General features: G+C 56.3%; 14 protein-coding genes and 2 pseudogenes. 5 read left to right on the plus strand and 11 right to left on the minus strand.

Annotated elements, in window-relative coordinates; all coding sequences use genetic code 11:
- Positions 1-19: 19 nt before the first annotated feature.
- From AC0L7S_RS03920 to AC0L7S_RS03930, 3 genes and pseudogenes are all read right to left on the minus strand, one after another.
- On the minus strand, positions 20-1,063 hold the full coding sequence (locus AC0L7S_RS03920; RefSeq protein ID WP_473473162.1) for a LacI family DNA-binding transcriptional regulator: 1,044 nt from the start codon (positions 1,061-1,063) through the stop codon (positions 20-22).
- 43 nt (positions 1,064-1,106) lie between these two features.
- Positions 1,107-1,220 (minus strand): annotated as a pseudogene (locus tag AC0L7S_RS03925) (EamA/RhaT family transporter); the annotation flags it as partial.
- Positions 1,221-1,279: 59 nt separating this feature from the next.
- Positions 1,280-1,750, minus strand: a complete 471-nt coding sequence (locus AC0L7S_RS03930) for a MarR family winged helix-turn-helix transcriptional regulator (RefSeq protein ID WP_473473163.1) — start codon at positions 1,748-1,750, stop codon at positions 1,280-1,282.
- 262 nt (positions 1,751-2,012) lie between these two features.
- Here AC0L7S_RS03930 and AC0L7S_RS03935 point away from each other — a divergent pair, with 262 nt between their 5' ends.
- Together AC0L7S_RS03935 and AC0L7S_RS03940 are read left to right on the plus strand one after the other, a co-directional pair.
- Positions 2,013-3,104, plus strand: a complete 1,092-nt coding sequence (locus AC0L7S_RS03935; protein WP_473473164.1) for a CobW family GTP-binding protein — start codon at positions 2,013-2,015, stop codon at positions 3,102-3,104.
- 7 nt (positions 3,105-3,111) lie between these two features.
- The gene (locus AC0L7S_RS03940) at positions 3,112-4,086 is read left to right on the plus strand and encodes a WD40 repeat domain-containing protein (protein WP_473473165.1); all 975 of its coding nucleotides are present in this window, start codon (positions 3,112-3,114) and stop codon (positions 4,084-4,086) included.
- 221 nt (positions 4,087-4,307) lie between these two features.
- Here AC0L7S_RS03940 and AC0L7S_RS03945 read toward each other — a convergent pair whose 3' ends face one another.
- From AC0L7S_RS03945 to AC0L7S_RS03960, 4 genes and pseudogenes are all read right to left on the minus strand, one after another.
- Positions 4,308-5,576, minus strand: coding sequence for a glycerate kinase type-2 family protein (locus AC0L7S_RS03945; RefSeq protein WP_473473166.1), 1,269 nt, complete (start codon positions 5,574-5,576; stop codon positions 4,308-4,310).
- Positions 5,573-6,088, minus strand: coding sequence for a heme-degrading domain-containing protein (locus AC0L7S_RS03950; RefSeq protein ID WP_473473167.1), 516 nt, complete (start codon positions 6,086-6,088; stop codon positions 5,573-5,575). The genes AC0L7S_RS03945 and AC0L7S_RS03950 overlap by 4 nt, the downstream gene beginning before the upstream one ends.
- A 110-nt stretch (positions 6,089-6,198) precedes the next feature.
- Positions 6,199-7,511, minus strand: a pseudogene (gene guaD / locus AC0L7S_RS03955) (guanine deaminase).
- A 14-nt stretch (positions 7,512-7,525) separates the two neighbouring features.
- Entirely contained in the window at positions 7,526-8,743 is a 1,218-nt protein-coding gene (locus AC0L7S_RS03960; protein ID WP_473473168.1) for a urate hydroxylase PuuD, read from the minus strand.
- A gap of 137 nt (positions 8,744-8,880) precedes the next feature.
- Here AC0L7S_RS03960 and AC0L7S_RS03965 point away from each other — a divergent pair, with 137 nt between their 5' ends.
- Both AC0L7S_RS03965 and dps read left to right on the plus strand, forming a co-directional pair.
- The gene (locus AC0L7S_RS03965; RefSeq protein ID WP_473473169.1) at positions 8,881-9,801 is read left to right on the plus strand and encodes a LysR family transcriptional regulator; all 921 of its coding nucleotides are present in this window, start codon (positions 8,881-8,883) and stop codon (positions 9,799-9,801) included.
- A gap of 124 nt (positions 9,802-9,925) precedes the next feature.
- Positions 9,926-10,414 (plus strand): DNA starvation/stationary phase protection protein Dps, encoded by a 489-nt coding sequence (dps, locus tag AC0L7S_RS03970; RefSeq protein ID WP_473473170.1) that lies wholly within the window; start codon positions 9,926-9,928, stop codon positions 10,412-10,414.
- Here dps and xdhC read toward each other — a convergent pair whose 3' ends face one another.
- The 4 genes from xdhC to uraH form a co-directional block, all read right to left on the minus strand.
- Positions 10,415-11,317: a xanthine dehydrogenase accessory protein XdhC gene (xdhC, locus tag AC0L7S_RS03975; protein ID WP_473473171.1), complete on the minus strand. Its 903-nt coding sequence runs from the start codon at positions 11,315-11,317 to the stop codon at positions 10,415-10,417.
- 62 nt (positions 11,318-11,379) lie between these two features.
- Positions 11,380-13,743: a xanthine dehydrogenase molybdopterin binding subunit gene (gene xdhB, locus AC0L7S_RS03980; protein ID WP_473473172.1), complete on the minus strand. Its 2,364-nt coding sequence runs from the start codon at positions 13,741-13,743 to the stop codon at positions 11,380-11,382.
- 10 nt (positions 13,744-13,753) lie between these two features.
- Positions 13,754-15,235, minus strand: a complete 1,482-nt coding sequence (xdhA, locus tag AC0L7S_RS03985; RefSeq protein WP_473473173.1) for a xanthine dehydrogenase small subunit — start codon at positions 15,233-15,235, stop codon at positions 13,754-13,756.
- 3 nt (positions 15,236-15,238) lie between these two features.
- Positions 15,239-15,613: a hydroxyisourate hydrolase gene (uraH, locus tag AC0L7S_RS03990; protein WP_473473174.1), complete on the minus strand. Its 375-nt coding sequence runs from the start codon at positions 15,611-15,613 to the stop codon at positions 15,239-15,241.
- Positions 15,614-15,797: 184 nt separating this feature from the next.
- Here uraH and puuE point away from each other — a divergent pair, with 184 nt between their 5' ends.
- A complete protein-coding gene (gene puuE / locus AC0L7S_RS03995) occupies positions 15,798-17,231 on the plus strand; it encodes an allantoinase PuuE (RefSeq protein ID WP_473473175.1) in 1,434 nt (477 codons plus the stop codon).
- Position 17,232: the final 1 nt, after the last annotated feature.

The following is a 17,232-nucleotide window of genomic DNA, read 5'->3' on the forward strand; positions in this document are numbered from 1 at the left end:
GAAGGCGAAACCCGTTTTGTCATGACCGTTCCACCGGGCGACCGGTTGACTGGCGCACATGAAGTTCCGGCTTTATGAGTTCATGCGAAATGCAGACGGCTTCCCCACCGAGCTTGTCGAGCAATGCGCGTGCAGCGCGTCTGCCAACCTCGCGCTGGCCATTCCAGACCGTGGTCAATGCCGGTGTCGCGATAGCGGCCTCTTCAAGATCATCATAGCCCGTTACAGAAAAATCGACGCCGGGGACGAAACCCGCGCGCGCAATGCCGTTCATCAAACCGATGGCGACAAGGTCGTTCCAGCAGCAGGCGGCTGTCGGTTTATCCTTCAATGCCAGCAACTGGCTGGCTGCCTCGAAACCGGCCTGCTTGGTCCGCGGACCTTCGATGCGCCATGATGGCCTGATCTCCAATCCGGCATCGCTCATGGCGCGAACGTAACCCTGATAGCGATCACGGCCTGTCGACGTCTGGTCCGTGCCACCAACCATGACGATGCGCTTGTGGCCAAGCGAGATCAGGTGATTGGTCGCAAGTGCAGTGCCATAGGCGTCATCGCCGCGAAACACAGACACAAACGCACCCTCGACATCGCGGGCGATGAGAACCGCCGGCAGGCCGTTTTCCTCCGCCATGCGGATATCGGAAGCCGGCGTGTCAATGGCTGGCGACATGATAACGCCGTCCGCGCCAAGTTGCAGAAGCGTGTCGATGAATGTGCGCTGCTTGTCGAGTTGGTCGTAATGATTGGAGAGAATGAAAGTCTGGCGAGAGCGATCCAGCTCATGCTCAATCGAACGCAAAATCTCGGCATAGAACGGGTTCATGATGTCATGAACCACCACCCCGACGATGCCTGAACGTGATGTGCGCAGACTGGCGGCACGGCGATTGTAGATATAGCCGATTTCGCGCGCATGCTTCTTGATACGATCACGCGTCGAACCCGCCACAAGCGGGCTGTCGCGCAGCGCCAATGAGACTGTGGCCGTTGAAACGCCGAGCGCGTCCGCGATCGTTGAAAGCTTGATTTTCTGTGCCAGCGCCTCGTTTCCCCACCGCATTTAAACTGTTTAAAAACGGCTTATGCCACCGTTAGGTCGTAAATCATAGCCTTTTTGCAACGGTCTCCGTTTCCGTGCCGGGTGCGGCGCGATTGCGCACTCGCAAGCGATGCTCGCGGTGCACGATATAGAGACCACTTGCCACGATGTTCGCCGCAGGCCGAGATTTGGACCGGCCCGCAAGGCCAAAAGAGTTCAGATCAACAGATGTTGTGTCTACTCGCTCGTTTCAGCTTCTTCGTCGGCAAGAAGAACTTCTTCGTTCGACAGGTTCGATTCAATACGTGCGAGCAATTTGAACAGCGTTCTCTGCTCTTTCTTGTCGAGACCTTTCAATGCCTGCTTCTCTGTTTTCTTTACCGATTTTTCGATGGCATGAATTATTTCGCGCCCCGATTCGGTAAGAAAAATATGTGCCTGACGCGCATCCGCAGTCGATGCGCGCTTGTCCAGGAAGCCTTGGGTCTGCAATCGGTTGATCGTCTTGGTAATCGTTGGCGGGCGAACGCCAAGACGCTCGGCGAGAGCGCCAGGCGTCTGGCCATCTTCGCGATCCAATGCCAGCATGATCTGGTCCTGCCCGGCATAAAAACCATGCGATAAAAGCCGTGCGGCAAGTGCGGTCCTTGCCAATCTGGCGGCCGAATGCAGCCGGTTCATTGTTGCCGCTTTGTCAGCTTTGGCCATAGTCATTCCTCTCGACCGCATCCGTGGCGCAACCATAACGGCGGTAGAGCGGATGGCAATCAATGTTCAAGAAGCCGGCTTAAAAAACAAATTTGCCGGCAAGCACCAATGTACCCGCATTGGCTAATGACAGATATTTATTTCAGTTAGATGACAAAGGAATTCATCGGATTCTTTTTGGCGGTTCGGGCGATGAATTTGTACCGTGCAAAACATCGTTGGGCGTCCTATATGATGCCTGCATCCATCTTCGAGGCCTGACATGAGTGATACCCAGACGCAAATCCCTGTAACTGTCCTGACCGGCTATCTCGGCTCGGGCAAGACAACTCTTCTCAACCGCATCCTGTCGGAAAACCACGGCAAACGGTATGCTGTCATCGTCAACGAGTTCGGCGAAATCGGCATTGATAATGACCTGATCGTTGAATCCGACGAAGAGATCTACGAGATGAACAATGGCTGCGTGTGCTGCACGGTGCGCGGCGATCTGATCCGCGTCGTAGAGGGCCTGATGCGCAGGCCCGGCCGGTTCGATGCCATTGTCGTGGAAACGACGGGGCTTGCCGATCCGGTGCCGGTCGCACAAACTTTCTTCATGGACGACGACGTTCGCTCCAAAACGCGGCTGGATGCCGTCGTCGCGCTGGTCGATGCAAAGCACCTGCCATTGCGTCTGAAAGATTCGCGTGAGGCGGAAGACCAGATCGCGTTTGCCGATGTCATTGTTCTCAACAAAACCGATCTTGTGACGCCAGACGAACTGCGCGCTGTCGAGGCGACAGTGCGCGCGATCAACCCGGCTGCCCGCATCCATCACACCGAACGCTCCGGGGTCGATTTGAAGGAAGTGCTGGACCGTGGCGCTTTCGATCTGTCGCGAACGCTGGAAAACGATCCGCATTTTCTCGATCCCCATGACGAGCATGATCACGAATGCGGCCCGGACTGCGACCACGAACACCACCATCACCATGATCACGACAATCATGGGCATCACGCGCACGGGCATGGGGACGAGCACGGGCATCATGGACATGCTTCGACCATTCACGATGTGACCGTGCAATCGGTGTCGCTTCGTGGCAACGAGATGGATTCAAGGAAGTTCTTTCCATGGATTGAAAAGATCACACAGATGGAAGGCCCCAACATTCTGCGGTTGAAGGGCATCATCGCCTTCAAGGACGACCCGGAACGCTACGTGGTCCAGGGTGTTCACATGATAATCGAGGGCGATCATCAACGTGCCTGGAAGGAGGGCGAGAAACATGAAAGCCGGTTGGTGTTCATTGGCCGGGAACTCGATGCAGAGCGGTTGAAGAAAAGCTTCGATGCATGCCAGGCAGCTTGATTGAAACATGCCAACAGTTGCCCCTCTCGACCTTGAAGGTCATTGCGTTGCCGCAGTCTTTCTGGACAATGTTCCCCATTTCGCTACCGCCGAAGGAACCATTCATCGCCTTGATCATGGCCATAAGAGCGAACAGGCCAATGACGGCCTGCTGACTGCGTTTCATGATGCCGCCAATGATCGGCTGATCACGGGCGGAGAAGACGGCAAGGTATATGCTGTTCGCGCCGGTGGTGCGATCGAGGAAATAGCCAACGCCGGGCGCAAGTGGATCACCAGCGTAACCACCGGCCCCCAGGGCGCGATCGGTTTTGCATCGGGCAAGGCCGCCTATGTCCGTTTCATGGATGGCAAGGTGAAGGAATTTGCCCATCCGCGTTCCGTCGAGGGGTTGGCATTTGCGCCCAAAGGCATGCGCATTGCCGTTGCCCGCTACAATGGTGCGACACTTCATTTCCCGGCGGCTGAGGGCAAGCCCGTCGAACTTGAATGGGCAGGCGCACATACGGGAATTACATTCTCGCCCGATGGCAATTTCCTTGTCACCACGATGCAGGAAAACGCCTTGCATGGCTGGAAGCTTGCCGATGGCAAGCATATGCGCATGAGCGGCTATCCGGCCAAGGTGAAAAGCTTTTCGTGGGCCGCCAAAGGCAAGTGGTTGGCAAGTTCCGGCGCACCGGCGGCCATCGTCTGGCCATTCCATGCCAAGGATGGTCCGATGGGCAAAGCACCGCTGGAGCTTGGCACACGCGGAAACGCCATGGTGACATGCGTTGCCTGCCACCCAAGCCAGGACGTTGTCGCGATTGGTTATGAAGACGGCATGATTATCGCGGCACGGTTCACCGATGCCAAGGAAGTGTTGCTGCGCCGGCCGGGCAAGGGAGCCGTAACCTCGATGATGTGGGACAGGCAAGAACAACGCATCGCCTTCGGCAGTGCGGCTGGTGATTGTGGCGTTATAGATATTTCTGGCTGACGCATTGCCTGTATCGGCTCCTTTGATGGTGCACTGCTCATCCGGTCCGATTGCAGTTTTTCGGAGAAGGATTATCCCATGACGTCACCTTCGGGGTGCCATGCCCGGCAAGGCATTTCAATTCCTCCGAGCGGTTACGCATTCCTCGCAATCGCGATGCCGTGCGGCTTCCGAAAATGTAGAGCGCAATCGTATATGCCAGCTTAATTGAAATGCGCTGATCAGCGGATCAAGATGGCCCTCAGATCATTCACATTCGTTCCGGTCGGACCCGGCACGAACAGATCACCAATCGAATTGAACGCGGTCCAAGCATTGTTGCCAGCGAGCATTGCCTTGGCATCGACCCCAGCAGCGCGCATGCGCGAAATGGTCGAAGCATCAGCAAATGCTCCAGCATTGTCTTCCGATCCGTCGATACCGTCGGTATCTGCGGCAAGCGCATGGATGCCTTCGATACCATCAATTCCAACGGCAAAAGAGAGGAGGAACTCGCTGTTACGGCCCCCTTTGCCCCTGGCCTTGATGGTTACAGTTGTCTCACCACCCGAGAGCAGAAGGACCGGCTTGTTGAAAGGCCGGTTGCGCGCAGCAACCTCACGCGCAATCGCGGCATGAACAGCACCTACTTCGCGCGCTTCACCTTCGATCGAATCCGACAAGATGACCGCTTCAATTCCTTGGCGCTTTGCCTCGGCGGAGGCCGCTTCGAGCGAGACGGCGGCGGATGCGATCACGCACACTTCGTTTCGGGAAAACATCGTATCGTTGGGTTGCGGCGCATCTGCCTCTGTTGAGTTGATGTGCGCCATGACCGAAGCCGGCAGTTTCATGCCATAGGTTTCAATGGATTTCAGCGCATCTGCGCGACTGCCGATATCCGGCACTGTCGGCCCCGAAGCAACCATAGCCGGATTGTCGCCCGGAATATCCGATACCACCAATGACACGATTTTTGCCGGATGGGCGGCGGCTGCCAGCCGACCACCCTTGATCGTGGACACATGCTTTCTAATGGTGTTCATCGCCGCAATAGGTGCGCCGGACGCAAGCAACGCTTCGTTGACGGCAATCTCGTCGGCCAGCGTCAGACCGGGTGCCGGTGACGGCAACAGCGCCGATCCACCACCCGAGATTAGCGCGACGACGAGATCGTCATCAGTCAATCCGCTGACCATTTCGAGCAAGCGGCGCGCTGCCTCCAATCCCGCCGCATCAGGAACGGGATGAGCAGCCTCGATCACTTCAAGGCGCTCGGTTTTTGCACCGTAACCGTAGCGTGTGACGATCAACCCTTCCAACGGACCATCCCACACCTTTTCGAAGGCCGCTGCCATCTGCGCCGATCCCTTGCCTGCACCGATGACAATCGTTCTGCCTTTCGGGCGCTCGGGCAAATGGTTGCGAATGGTCCGCTCGGGATCAGCGGCGGCAACCGCGGCATCAAAGATAGAGGTCAAAAAGCGTTTGGATTCCATGCAAAGGGTCACTCTTCTTCTTTGTCTGTCGAAGCAGGCAGTGCCATTTTCTCGCGAGCTTGGCCAAGATAATCGCATAAGGCATCGACAACGACGCCATGATCGTTGCGTTCGGGCAAGCCCGAGACGGTAATCGCACCAACAACGCCTGCACCGTCGACGCTGACGGGAAAGCCGCCTCCCGCGAGTACATAGTCAGCGATATCGAGCGCCTCGCCGATTTTGAAGGTGCGGTCAGCACTGCCACGCTCCAGCACCATGCGATATGTACTGGCCAGGAAAAGCTTCACGACATTTACCTTGCGACGCGCCCATTCGGGATTGGAACCGTTGGAACCTGGCAATGCCGCATAAAACAGCGGTCGGTCGAAAGTCCGTATGTCGACGATGATCGGCCAATCTTCCTCAAGCGCGCGCGCTCGAATGGCTGTACCGATTTCGAAAGCCACGCCTTCATCGAATGCCTTGAAGACAAGTGTCGCCTCCTGGCGTTTGATGGTCTCAATGTCGGCGGCCACAGTCATCGGCATTCCTCCAAAAACGTCGCCAGACGCTTTGGCCGATCACTGCCGTCGGGTCAAGCAGGAGTTGGGAACAGGAGTGCGCAATCAGAGAGGATTTCGGATTCGGGACATTAGGCTGGCATATCGCGCTTGGCTTGCTGACCTGCGACATAGACTTCGCGCACCGCGCGATCATCGCCCAGCGTTTGCAGCAGGAATAATTCCTCGGCCAATGTTTTTACCGTCTCCATTCTCAGGCGCATGGCCGGTGTGGCCCCGGCATCCAGAACCACGATGTCCGCGTCGGTGTCTTGTTCCAGCGTTCCGATATTTTCCGTTAATGAAAGTGCCTCGGCATTGCCGCGTGTCATCTGCCAGAACGACTGGAACGGATTCAGCTTCTCACCTTGCAAGGCGATGACCTTGTAGCTCTCGTCCATGGTGCGCAGCATCGAATAGTTGGTGCCACCGCCGACATCGGTTGCAGCAGCAATACGGACAGGGTTCTGGCGCATGCGCAAGCGTTGGTAGGCAAACAGCCCCGAGCCAAGGAACAGGTTCGAGGTTGGGCAAAATACCGCAACGGACCCTGCTGATGAGAGCCCGTCCGCTTCGCGTTCAGACAAATGGATGCAGTGGCCAAACAGGGATTTTGCACCAAGCAGGCCGTAGTGCTCGTAAATATCGGTGTAGTCTTTCGACCACGGATAAAGTTCTTGCGTGAAGACGATCTCTGCGTGGTTTTCCGATAGATGCGTCTGGATGTGGAGGTCGGGATATTCGCTGGCCAGCGCGCCAGCCATTTCCATCTGCTCAGGGGTCGAGGTGATGGCAAAACGCGGGGTTATCGCATAAAATTGCCGCCCCTTGCCGTGCCACTCGCCAATCAGCGCCTTGGTGTCGTCATAGCCGGATTGCGGCGTATCCAGAAGAGCGTCCGGCGCATTGCGGTCCATCATCACCTTGCCGGCAATGTTGAGCATATTGCGCGCATGCGATTCGGCAAAAAGGCCTCCGCCGACTCCTTGTGGACGGAGCAATAGGCCGCCACGGTCGTTGTTCCATGACGCAAGATTTCATCGAGGAAAAGACGTGCGATGCGCCGACCATGCTGCGCGTTGTGGAACTTCGTCTCTTCGGGAAATGTGTAGGTGTTCAGCCAATCGAGCAGTTCGGCGCCATAGCTGGCAATAATCTGCATCTGCGGAAAATGCGCATGGGCGTCGATAAAACCCGGTAGCAGAAGATGCGGACGGTGGTCGATTCTGTGCGCATCTTCGCCTGCCTGTTCGCTGACTTCGGCGTAAGTCCCGGCAGCAACGATCTTGCCACCTTGAATGAGCAAGCCACCATCTTCTTCGTAGCGGTAGGCGGAGGCGTCATCAACGCTTTGCGGCCACCGAAGGAACGACAGGGTGCGGCCGCGCAAAAGAGTGGTGGTCATTGGCAAGCTGCCCGTTATTTCTTTGTTTCTTCAAACCACGCGACGAGAAGCTGGCGCTCCTTGTCCGTGATCTGAGTGACATTGGCTGGCGGCATGGCGTGGCTTCGCCCTGCCTGCAGATAGATTTCGCGGGCGTGTTCTGCGATGCCGGCATCACTGTCCAGCATCACACCTTTTGGCGCATGGTAAATCCCCTCATAGGACGGTTCCTGCGCGTGGCACATGGCACAGCGGCCAAGAACCGTGTCTCTGACCGTCGAGAAATGTGGGGATGCAACATAGGCTTGTTCGGCTGCCGACACCTTTGGCTCGCCTGTCAGGATTTTTGGAACAGTCGACAGCCAGATGATAACGATGAACAGGATGCCAGCCAGCAACCATGTCCAGGTCGGATTTCCCTTTCTGGCATGGTGCGTATTGAAGAAATGGCGAATGAGAACGCCAATCATGAACACCAGCGATGCGATGACCCAACTGAACTCAGTTCCGAACGCCAGCGGATAGTGGTTCGACAGCATCAGAAACAGAACGGGCAGTGTCAGGTAATTGTTGTGCAGCGAACGCTGTTTGGCGATTTTTCCGTATTTCGGATCGGGTTTGCGCCCGGCAATCAGGTCGGCAACGACGATCTTTTGATTGGGGATGATGACCATGAAAACATTGGCGGACATGACCGTGGCCGTTATCGCGCCAAGATGCAGAAAGGCCGCCCTGCCGGTAAAGAGATGCGTCAGACCCCAGGCGATAAAGACAAGCACGCAATAGAGCAACAGCATGAGCCCCGTATCGCTCTTGCCAAGAAACAACTTGCATAAAAGATCATAAGCAACCCAGCCGACGCCTATCGTCGAAAGCGAGATAGCAATGCCCACCGGAACAGAAACATCCAGCACATTCGGATCTATCAAGAACAGGTCGGCACCGGCGTAGTAGACGATGCACAGCAGTGCGAAGCCCGACAACCAGGTCATATAGGCTTCCCATTTGAACCATGTCAGGTGGCCGGGCATTTCGGCTGGTGCAACCAGATATTTCTGGATGTGATAGAAGCCACCGCCGTGGACTTGCCACTCTTCGCCAAAGGCACCGACAGGCAGACCCGCGCGCTGACGCAGCCCCATATCTAGCGCGATGAAATAGAAGGACGAGCCAATCCAGGCGATGGCCGTGATGACATGCAGCCAGCGCACACCGAAAGACAGCCAATCCCAGAATATCGCAAAATCAAGCATGCTCCGTCCCTTCCTGCCAGACTGGCGACTTTACGGCCTCGCACATAAACGAAAAGAGGCAGGAAACACGATGACTTTCAAAAAAATGGAAAATAGTAGTTTTGTCTTTCGCCGTTTCATAAGAGCCACGAAAATATATGGCCTATCTCGACAATATATCCGTTTTTGTCCGGGTTGTAGAACTGGGCAATCTATCGGCTGCTGGCCGCGATATGCGCATTTCACCGGCTGTCGCTTCCAACCGTATCAAGGAACTTGAAAAACACCTGGGCGTCAGGCTGTTCAACCGTACGACGCGCCAGTTGATGCCGACCGAGCATGGCACTGTCTTTTATAGCGGGGCCAAACAGGTTCTGGATGCGGTAACGGAAGCTGAAGCTGCTGTTTCAGCACTTTCTGGCCAGCCACGCGGCACTATTCGTGTCACCGCTCCACTGGGCCTCGGTCGCCGTTTGATTGCCTCAGGCATTCCCGATTTCCACGACAAATACCCCGACATCGAGGTGAGGCTCCGGCTTTCGGATCATAATGTCGACATCATGAAGGAAGGCATCGACGTCGCGTTCCGGCTTGGGATCATTGAAGATTCATCGTTGCGCATGCGCGGCATAATGGATTGCGAGCGCGTTCTGGTCGCCGCCCCTCAATATCTGGAAGCACGCGGTATGCCGGTTGACGCACATGAATTGCTCGCCAGGAAACACGACTGCCTGATGCTGCGTTATCCCGGTTCACGAGAATTTTTCTGGGTGTTGCAGATGCCAGGCGGACCTCAGAAATTTGAAATGCATGGACCTTTCGACAGCGACGATGGGGACGTCTTGACCGGCTGGGCACTTTCCGGGCGCGGCATCATCAACAAGCCGCGCTTTGAGGTTGAACCCTATCTGAAGGATGGCCGCCTTCAGGTGATCCTTGCGCAAACACCTCCCACACCCGTTCAATTTGCCGCCGTCTATCCGCACAAGAAATTGCAGGACCCAAAAGTGCGCTTGCTGCTCGATTTCATGGCCGAACGCTGCCAGCGGCTCATTCGCGAGATTTTAGCCAAAGCATGACGGAACAAAACCGCGCCAATCCCGTTACAGATTGGCACCGGATACATTGCGGCGCACGCGTATCATCACGTCTTTTCGCCTTTTTCATTCCGATCCGGATGTCGAAAAAATTCAGGAGACTGACATGGCCAATTTCGCCACCAAGAACGATCTGAAGTCCAACACCAAAACCACTGCAATAGCCGTTCTCAACACACGGTTGGCCGATGCCATTGACCTGGCGCTCCTTACCAAACAAGCCCACTGGAACGTCAAGGGACCGCAATTTATCGCTATCCACGAAATGCTGGACATGTTCTGCACGGAAATCGACGGACATGTCGACGTCATTGCCGAACGGGCCGTGCAATTGGGCGGCACGGCGCATGGCACGTCACAGGCTGTAACGAAAGCCAGCACATTGGCAGCCTATCCAACCGACATTCATAAAACGAAGGATCATCTGGCAGCCCTGATCGAGCGCTATGCATCCGCTGCCAAATCAGCACGTGCTGCAATTGACGAGACGGACGAGGCGGGGGATGCCGACAGCGCCGATATCTTTACCGCCTATTCGCGTTCACTCGATAAATTGCTGTGGTTTCTGGAAGCCCATACGCAGGAACAGGAATAATCACTGTGCGCCGGTGCGCGCTTCCGATGCAGGCGCATTTGATGCGCAATTGGCCAGCGCGGTCATGATTTCAGCGGCGGCAAGGGCTGCAATTACATTTGGCCGCTTGTCCTTCACCGTCTGACCGCCGATTGGTGACACCAGGCGCGAGAACTCTGCGTCGGTGCCATTAGCGGTTTTCAAAAACCAGTTCTTGAACGTGGCCTTCTTGGTTTTGGAGCCGATCATGCCGACATAGGCCGCATCGTCGCGCCTCAATGCTTCAGCCACGATCAGGAAATCGAGGGCATGGTCGTGGGTCAAAACAGCAAATGCCGCTCCCGCTGGCGCGGCGCGCACCACTTCCTCCGGCATAGGCGTCAATCTGGTTTCAATTCCCGATGGCAGGCCCGTCAGCGCGTCTGCGCGCGTGTCCACAACTATCGGGCGCACTGGCATGAGCGCGCATGTTTGCGCCATTGCGTGACCGACGTGACCGCCACCGAAAATGTAGATATGCGGGCGGACGGCATCTTCACTCTCGGCTTTTTTCATCAACTCCGATTCAAGCGCCGCGCTTCCCAGCCGGATGAGCACTTCGACACGCCCTCCACAGCACTGACCTATTTCAGGGCCGAGTGGAACATCCAGAGTCTCGTGAACATCTTCCTGATCAGCCCCGGCTTTCAATTGGGAATTTCTATGTGGGGTCAGGTCCGGCAGCGACAGGATATCTCTCGCCTTGTCGATTGCCATGAATTCAAGCTGGCCACCGCCAATGGTGCCGTAACTCGTAGTCGCCGATACAAGCATCGTCGCGCCGGTTTCGCGCGGCGTTGACCCTTTCGTGCCTGCCACTTCAACCAGTGCAAAGCCGTTGGCTGTTGCAAGAAAAGTTTTCAGGCTTTGCAAATTTGATGTCATGTTCATTTTCCCACTTCGGGAATATAGCAAATCGGCGTTGGAACTTCTCGCCACGACATCAATCAGGCAGCACCGCGAAACTCCGCCTTCACCTTCTCGATGGTCATCAGCACGCATTCGGGCGTGGCGGGGGCATCAAGGCGCGGGCATATCTTGTGATCGGCAACGCTTGCAACAGCGTCGGACAATGCATGCAGAACCGACATGCCAAGTGGGAATGGCGGCTCACCCACAGCCTTTGAGCGATGTACCGCCGGCTCGAAGTTCTCGGACCAGTCGGCCAGTTCGACGTTGAATATCTTTGGCCGGTCCGACGCCAACGGTATCTTGTAAGTCGAGGGCGCATGGGTGCGCAGCCGTCCCTTGTCATCCCAGACCAGTTCCTCGGTGGTCAACCAACCGGTGCCTTGAATGAACCCTCCTTCCACCTGGCCAAGATCAATGACCTTGTTCAGTGAACGGCCGGTTTCATGCAGGATATCGGTGCGCTCGATGACATATTCGCCGGTCAGCGTATCGACCGACACTTCCGAGCAGGCAGCACCATAGGCGAAATAATAGAATGGCCTGCCCTGTCCTTTTTCGCGATCCCAATGGATTTTCGGCGTCTTGTAAAAGCCAGCCGCCGACAATTGGATACGGGCGACATAAGCCTGGCGAACCAGTTCGGGAAAGGTAATCTCTTCATTACCAATACGCACGCGATTGGGCAGGAAGACGACCTGATCCTTTGGCACCTGATGCGCTTGCGCAGCAAAATCTATCAACCTGTCCTTGATCTGGCGGGCGCCATCCTGCGCAGCCATTCCGTTGAGGTCAGAACCAGAAGATGCCGCAGTTGCCGATGTGTTTGGCACCTTGCCGGTGGTGGTCGCCGTGATCTTGACCTGATCGAGGTCAATCTGGAATTCCTCCGCCACCACCTGGGCGACCTTCACGTAAAGGCCCTGCCCCATTTCGGTGCCGCCATGGTTCAAGTGCACCGAACCGTCGGTATAGACATGGACCAGCGCCCCGGCCTGATTGAAGTGAGTTGCGGTGAAGGAAATGCCGAACTTCACCGGCGTCAACGCCAGTCCGCGCTTGATGAAGCGGTTCTTTGCATTGAAAGCATCGATCTTGCGGCGACGCCCGGCATAGTCGGAACTCTCCTCAAGCTCGGCGATGACACGCTGGATGACATTGTCTTCAACAGTTTGATGGTAAGGCGTTACATTGCGGCCACTTTTGGTATCACCATGCGGCGCATAGAAATTCAGTTTGCGAATTTCCAGCGGGTCCTTGCCCACCGCAAACGCAACTTCGTCGATGATGCGCTCGGCACCGACCATGCCTTGTGGCCCGCCGAAACCTCTGAAAGCCGTGTTCGACACGGTGTTGGTGTATAGCGGTGCTGAAACGGCGTTCACCGCCGGCCAGTAATAGGCATTGTCGCAGTGAAACAGCGCCCGGTCGGTAACGGCACCGGACAGGTCAGCCGAAAATCCGCAGCGCGCGCCGAATATGAAATCGACGCCAAGAATGTTGCCCTCGTCGTCGAAACCGACGTCATAGTCGACAACGAAATCATGACGCTTGCCTGTCGCGCTCATGTCGTCGTCGCGATCTGGCCTGATTTTGACTGCGCGGTTCGATCGCTTTGCGGCGATAGCCGCGATGGCGGCAAACTGGTTCGACTGCGTTTCCTTTCCGCCGAAGCCGCCACCCATGCGCCTTATCTCGACGGTCACGGCGTTCGACGGCACGCCAAGCGCATGCGAAACCATATGCTGGACTTCGCTGGGATGCTGGGTCGAGGAATAAACGGTGACGTCGTGATCCTCGCCGGGTACGGCAAGCGCAATGTGACCTTCAAGGTAAAAATGGTCTTGTCCGCCAACGCGCATACGGTTGGTGATGCGGCGCGGCGCATTCTCGATCGCCTTTTTTGCATCGCCGCGTTTCAGATGCAGCGGTTTTGTGACCAATTTATCCTTTAGAGGGTCGAGATTGCCGATGTCGGTGACGAAGGGCAGTTCTTCATACTCGATTTTCGCAAGCTTACAGGCGCGCCGTGCCTGTTCGCGCGTCTCGGCGATTACCGCGAAAATGGGCTGACCGAAAAACTCCACCTTGTTTTCCGCCAATACCGGTTCGTCATGCAGGCCGGTTGGCGAAATATCATTCTCGCCGGGCACATCTGAACCAGTCAGAACATCAACGACGCCGGATGCGCTACGCACCGCGGACAAATCCATCGAAACGATGTTGGCGTGAACGGCGCTCGATAGGCCAAGGCAACCGTGCAATGTGCCGGCAGGTTCCGGCATGTCGTCGATGTAGACAGCCGTTCCCGTGACGTGTTTGTGGGCTGAATCGTGGCGTTGGGAAGTCGCAACCCCGCCCGTGATCTTTTCGGCTTTGATGCCTGGCGTGTGTTTTGTCATGGTCATGTCCTCACGCCGCCTGATGCCGCGAAACCTGAAGCGGCGCACCAGTTCCTTGCGTTTCAGCGAAGAAGCGGCGCAACAGGTTGCGCGCCGCCATCATGCGGTATTCTGCGGATGCGCGCATGTCGGAAAGCGGGGTGAAATCCTGCGCATAGGCATCGAGCGCTGCCTCGACAGCCGCCTCGTTCCATGCCTTGCCGAGAAGTGCTGTTTCCACCGCCTTTGCCCGCTTCGGTGTCGCCGCCATGCCGCCATAGGCGATACGGATAGAGGCGACCGTGCCGTCGCTTGCCAGCGCCAAATGGAAAGCGCCAAGTGCTGCGGTAATGTCTTCATCGCGACGCTTGGTGATCTTATGGGCTGCGAAATATTCGCCCCTGGCTGGAACCGGCACATGCACGGCTTCAACAAACTCGCCGGGCTGGCGATCCTGCTTGCCATAAGCGATGAAGAAATCTTCCAACAGTATTGTGCGTCTTTGCTTACCTTTACGCAGAGTCAACCGTGATCCAAGCGCGATCAATGGTGGCGGCGAATCGCCAATTGGCGATCCATTGGCGATGTTGCCGCCGATCGTTCCCATATTCCTGACCTGTTCACCACCGATGCGATCGATGAGCGGGGCCAATTGAGGAATGTGCGCGGCGAGCAGGTCGAAGGCTTCGGTGTAGGTAACACCGGCGCCGATGGAAATGACGCCATCGCTTTGCGAGATCGATCGCAACCCCTCCAGATCGGCTATGAATACGGCGGGCGCGATATCGCGCATGAACTTGGTCACCCATAGGCCGACATCGGTGGAGCCGGCGACAATCGTCGCCTTCGGCTCGGCTTCAAGAATGGCTGCAAAATCATCGACATCGGCAGGTATGATCAGACGGCCCTTTCCCTGACCAATTTCCACCCGTGCGCCGTCGTCCATCTTAGCCAGCCGTGCCAACACCGCCGAACGCTCGCTTGCCAATGGATCGTTGGCGACCGTGCCATAGCTGGAAATGGCATGAGCCGCGCGGACAATGGCCTCATAACCGGTACAACGACACAAATTGCCCTGTAGCGCCTTTTCTATGTCGGCGTTTGAAGGGTCTGGGTTCCGCATCCACAGGCCGTATAACGACATAACGAAACCTGGCGTGCAGAAACCGCATTGCGATCCGTGAAAATCCACCAGCGCCTGCTGGACAGGGTGGAGATTGCCGCCTTCCCCGTGCAGATGTTCGACAGTCACCACATGGCAACCGTCAAGCGAACCCATGAAACGGATGCAGGCATTGACGCTTTCATAGACTAGTTCAGACCCGACGCGCTTGCCAACCAGAACCGTGCAGGCACCGCAATCGCCTTCCGCGCAGCCTTCCTTGGTTCCGCGCAGGCTTTTTGCCAGCCGCAGGTAATCGAGAAGCGTATCGTCGGGTGCTAGTGTTGAGAGCACGACGTCGCGGTCATTCAGAATAAAGCGGATTTCACCACGTAGATTAACGCCAGTCATGGTTTAGCTCCCCCTGTATGTCGAATAGCCGTAGGGCGAAAGCAGGAGCGGCACATGATAATGCACATTCTCGGCCATGCCGAAGCGAATTGGGACGCGATCAAGAAAGGCCGGATCCGGCAATCTGGTTCCAAGCTGGCGCAAATAATCGCCTGCGGCAAACACCAGCTCATATTCTCCGGTATGAAAATCGTCACCTGCCAGAAGCGGTGTATCGCAGCGGCCATCGGTATTGGTAATAACGGTCTTGATGTGTGTGCGTGTATCACCGGCAATGCGGAACAGTTCGATTGAAAGACCGACTGCCGGCCTGCCAGTTGCCGTATCAAGGACGTGCGTTGTCAGACGCCCGCCTTCAGCTTTCGACGTTCCACCCAATTCATCGCCTCCCATTCCAGTACACATCAACACATGACAACGGATTGTGCGCCAATTAAAGCCGTAGCATAAGACCCGGTCGACCAAAGCGGCCCAAAAACACTTTCAAATTTTTTGAGGGGAATGCCCGCATCCTGTTTTGCTAGTCTTGGGTCACGAATTGCGTAATGAGGAGCACTGAACCATGCGTTACCAACGCGACATGCGCGGCTATGGCGCGAACCCGCCTGACGCGAAATGGCCCGGTAGTGCAAAGGTCGCGGTACAGTTCGTTGTCAATTACGAAGAGGGCGGCGAGAATTGCGTTCTTCATGGCGACAAGGCCTCCGAGGCATTCCTTTCCGAAATCGTCGGTGCGGCACCCTGGGTTGGCCAGCGCCACTGGAACATGGAATCGATCTATGAATATGGTGCACGCGCGGGCTTCTGGCGCCTGCACCGGCTGTTTACGCAAGCTGAGGTTCCCGTCACCGTCTACGGTGTCGCCACCGCTCTTGCCCGTTCGCCGGATCAAGTGGCCGCAATGCAGGATGCCGGGTGGGAAATCGCGTCACATGGGCTGAAATGGATCGACTATCGCGACTATTCAGCCGACGATGAGCGCCGCGACATACAAGAAACGATCAGGCTGCACACCGAAGTGACAGGCGAACGACCTGCCGGTTGGTATACCGGGCGCACTTCGGTCAACACGGTCAAGCTTACATCTGAAGTCGGCGATCTTGCCTATATATCCGACACATATGACGACGATCTGCCCTATTGGCTCGACCATGACGGCCACGGCAATGCCATTTCACCGCAACTCGTCATTCCCTATACGCTCGATGCCAACGACATGCGCTTTGCCACGCCACAAGGTTTCAATTCCGGCGACCAGTTTTTCAGCTATCTGAAAGATGCTTTCGACACACTTTATGCCGAAGGCGAAACAGGGCATGCCAAGATGATGTCGGTTGGCCTGCATTGCAGGCTGATAGGCCGTCCTGGGCGAGTTGCAGCGCTGAAGCGTTTTATCGACTACGTGAAGAGCCACGAAAACGTGTGGCTGGCGCGGCGCATCGATATTGCCCATCATTGGCGCGAACACCATCCCTATAAGGTGCCATCGCTTCACCCATCAAGAATGGATAAGACAGAATTCGTCGACAGTTTCGGCGGCATATTCGAGCATTCGCCATGGATTGCGGAGCGCGCCTACGATCTGGAACTCGGCCCCGCACACGATACAGCGGGCGGCGTCCATAATGCGCTTTGCCGCATTTTCAGGTCGGCAAGCCAGGCTGAGCGGCTTGGGGTCCTCAATGCGCATCCTGATCTAGCAGGCAAGATCGCAGCGGCGAAGCAGTTGACGCCAGAATCAACCAAGGAACAGGCTTCTGCTGGCCTCGATGCATTGAGCGACGCGGAAAAAGAGCAATTTTCAACGCTCAACACCACCTATGTCACGAAATTTGGTTTCCCCTTCATCATAGCTGCGAAGGGACGAACCAAAGCCGAAATTCTTGCGGCGTTCGAAGCTCGAACTGGAAACGACCAAGACACCGAATTCAAGGCCGCATGCCGTCAGGTCGAGCGTATCGCCTTGTTGCGCCTGAAAGATATTCTACCCCAATAGG

This window comes from Mesorhizobium sp. G2-6-1 (assembly GCF_055809095.1).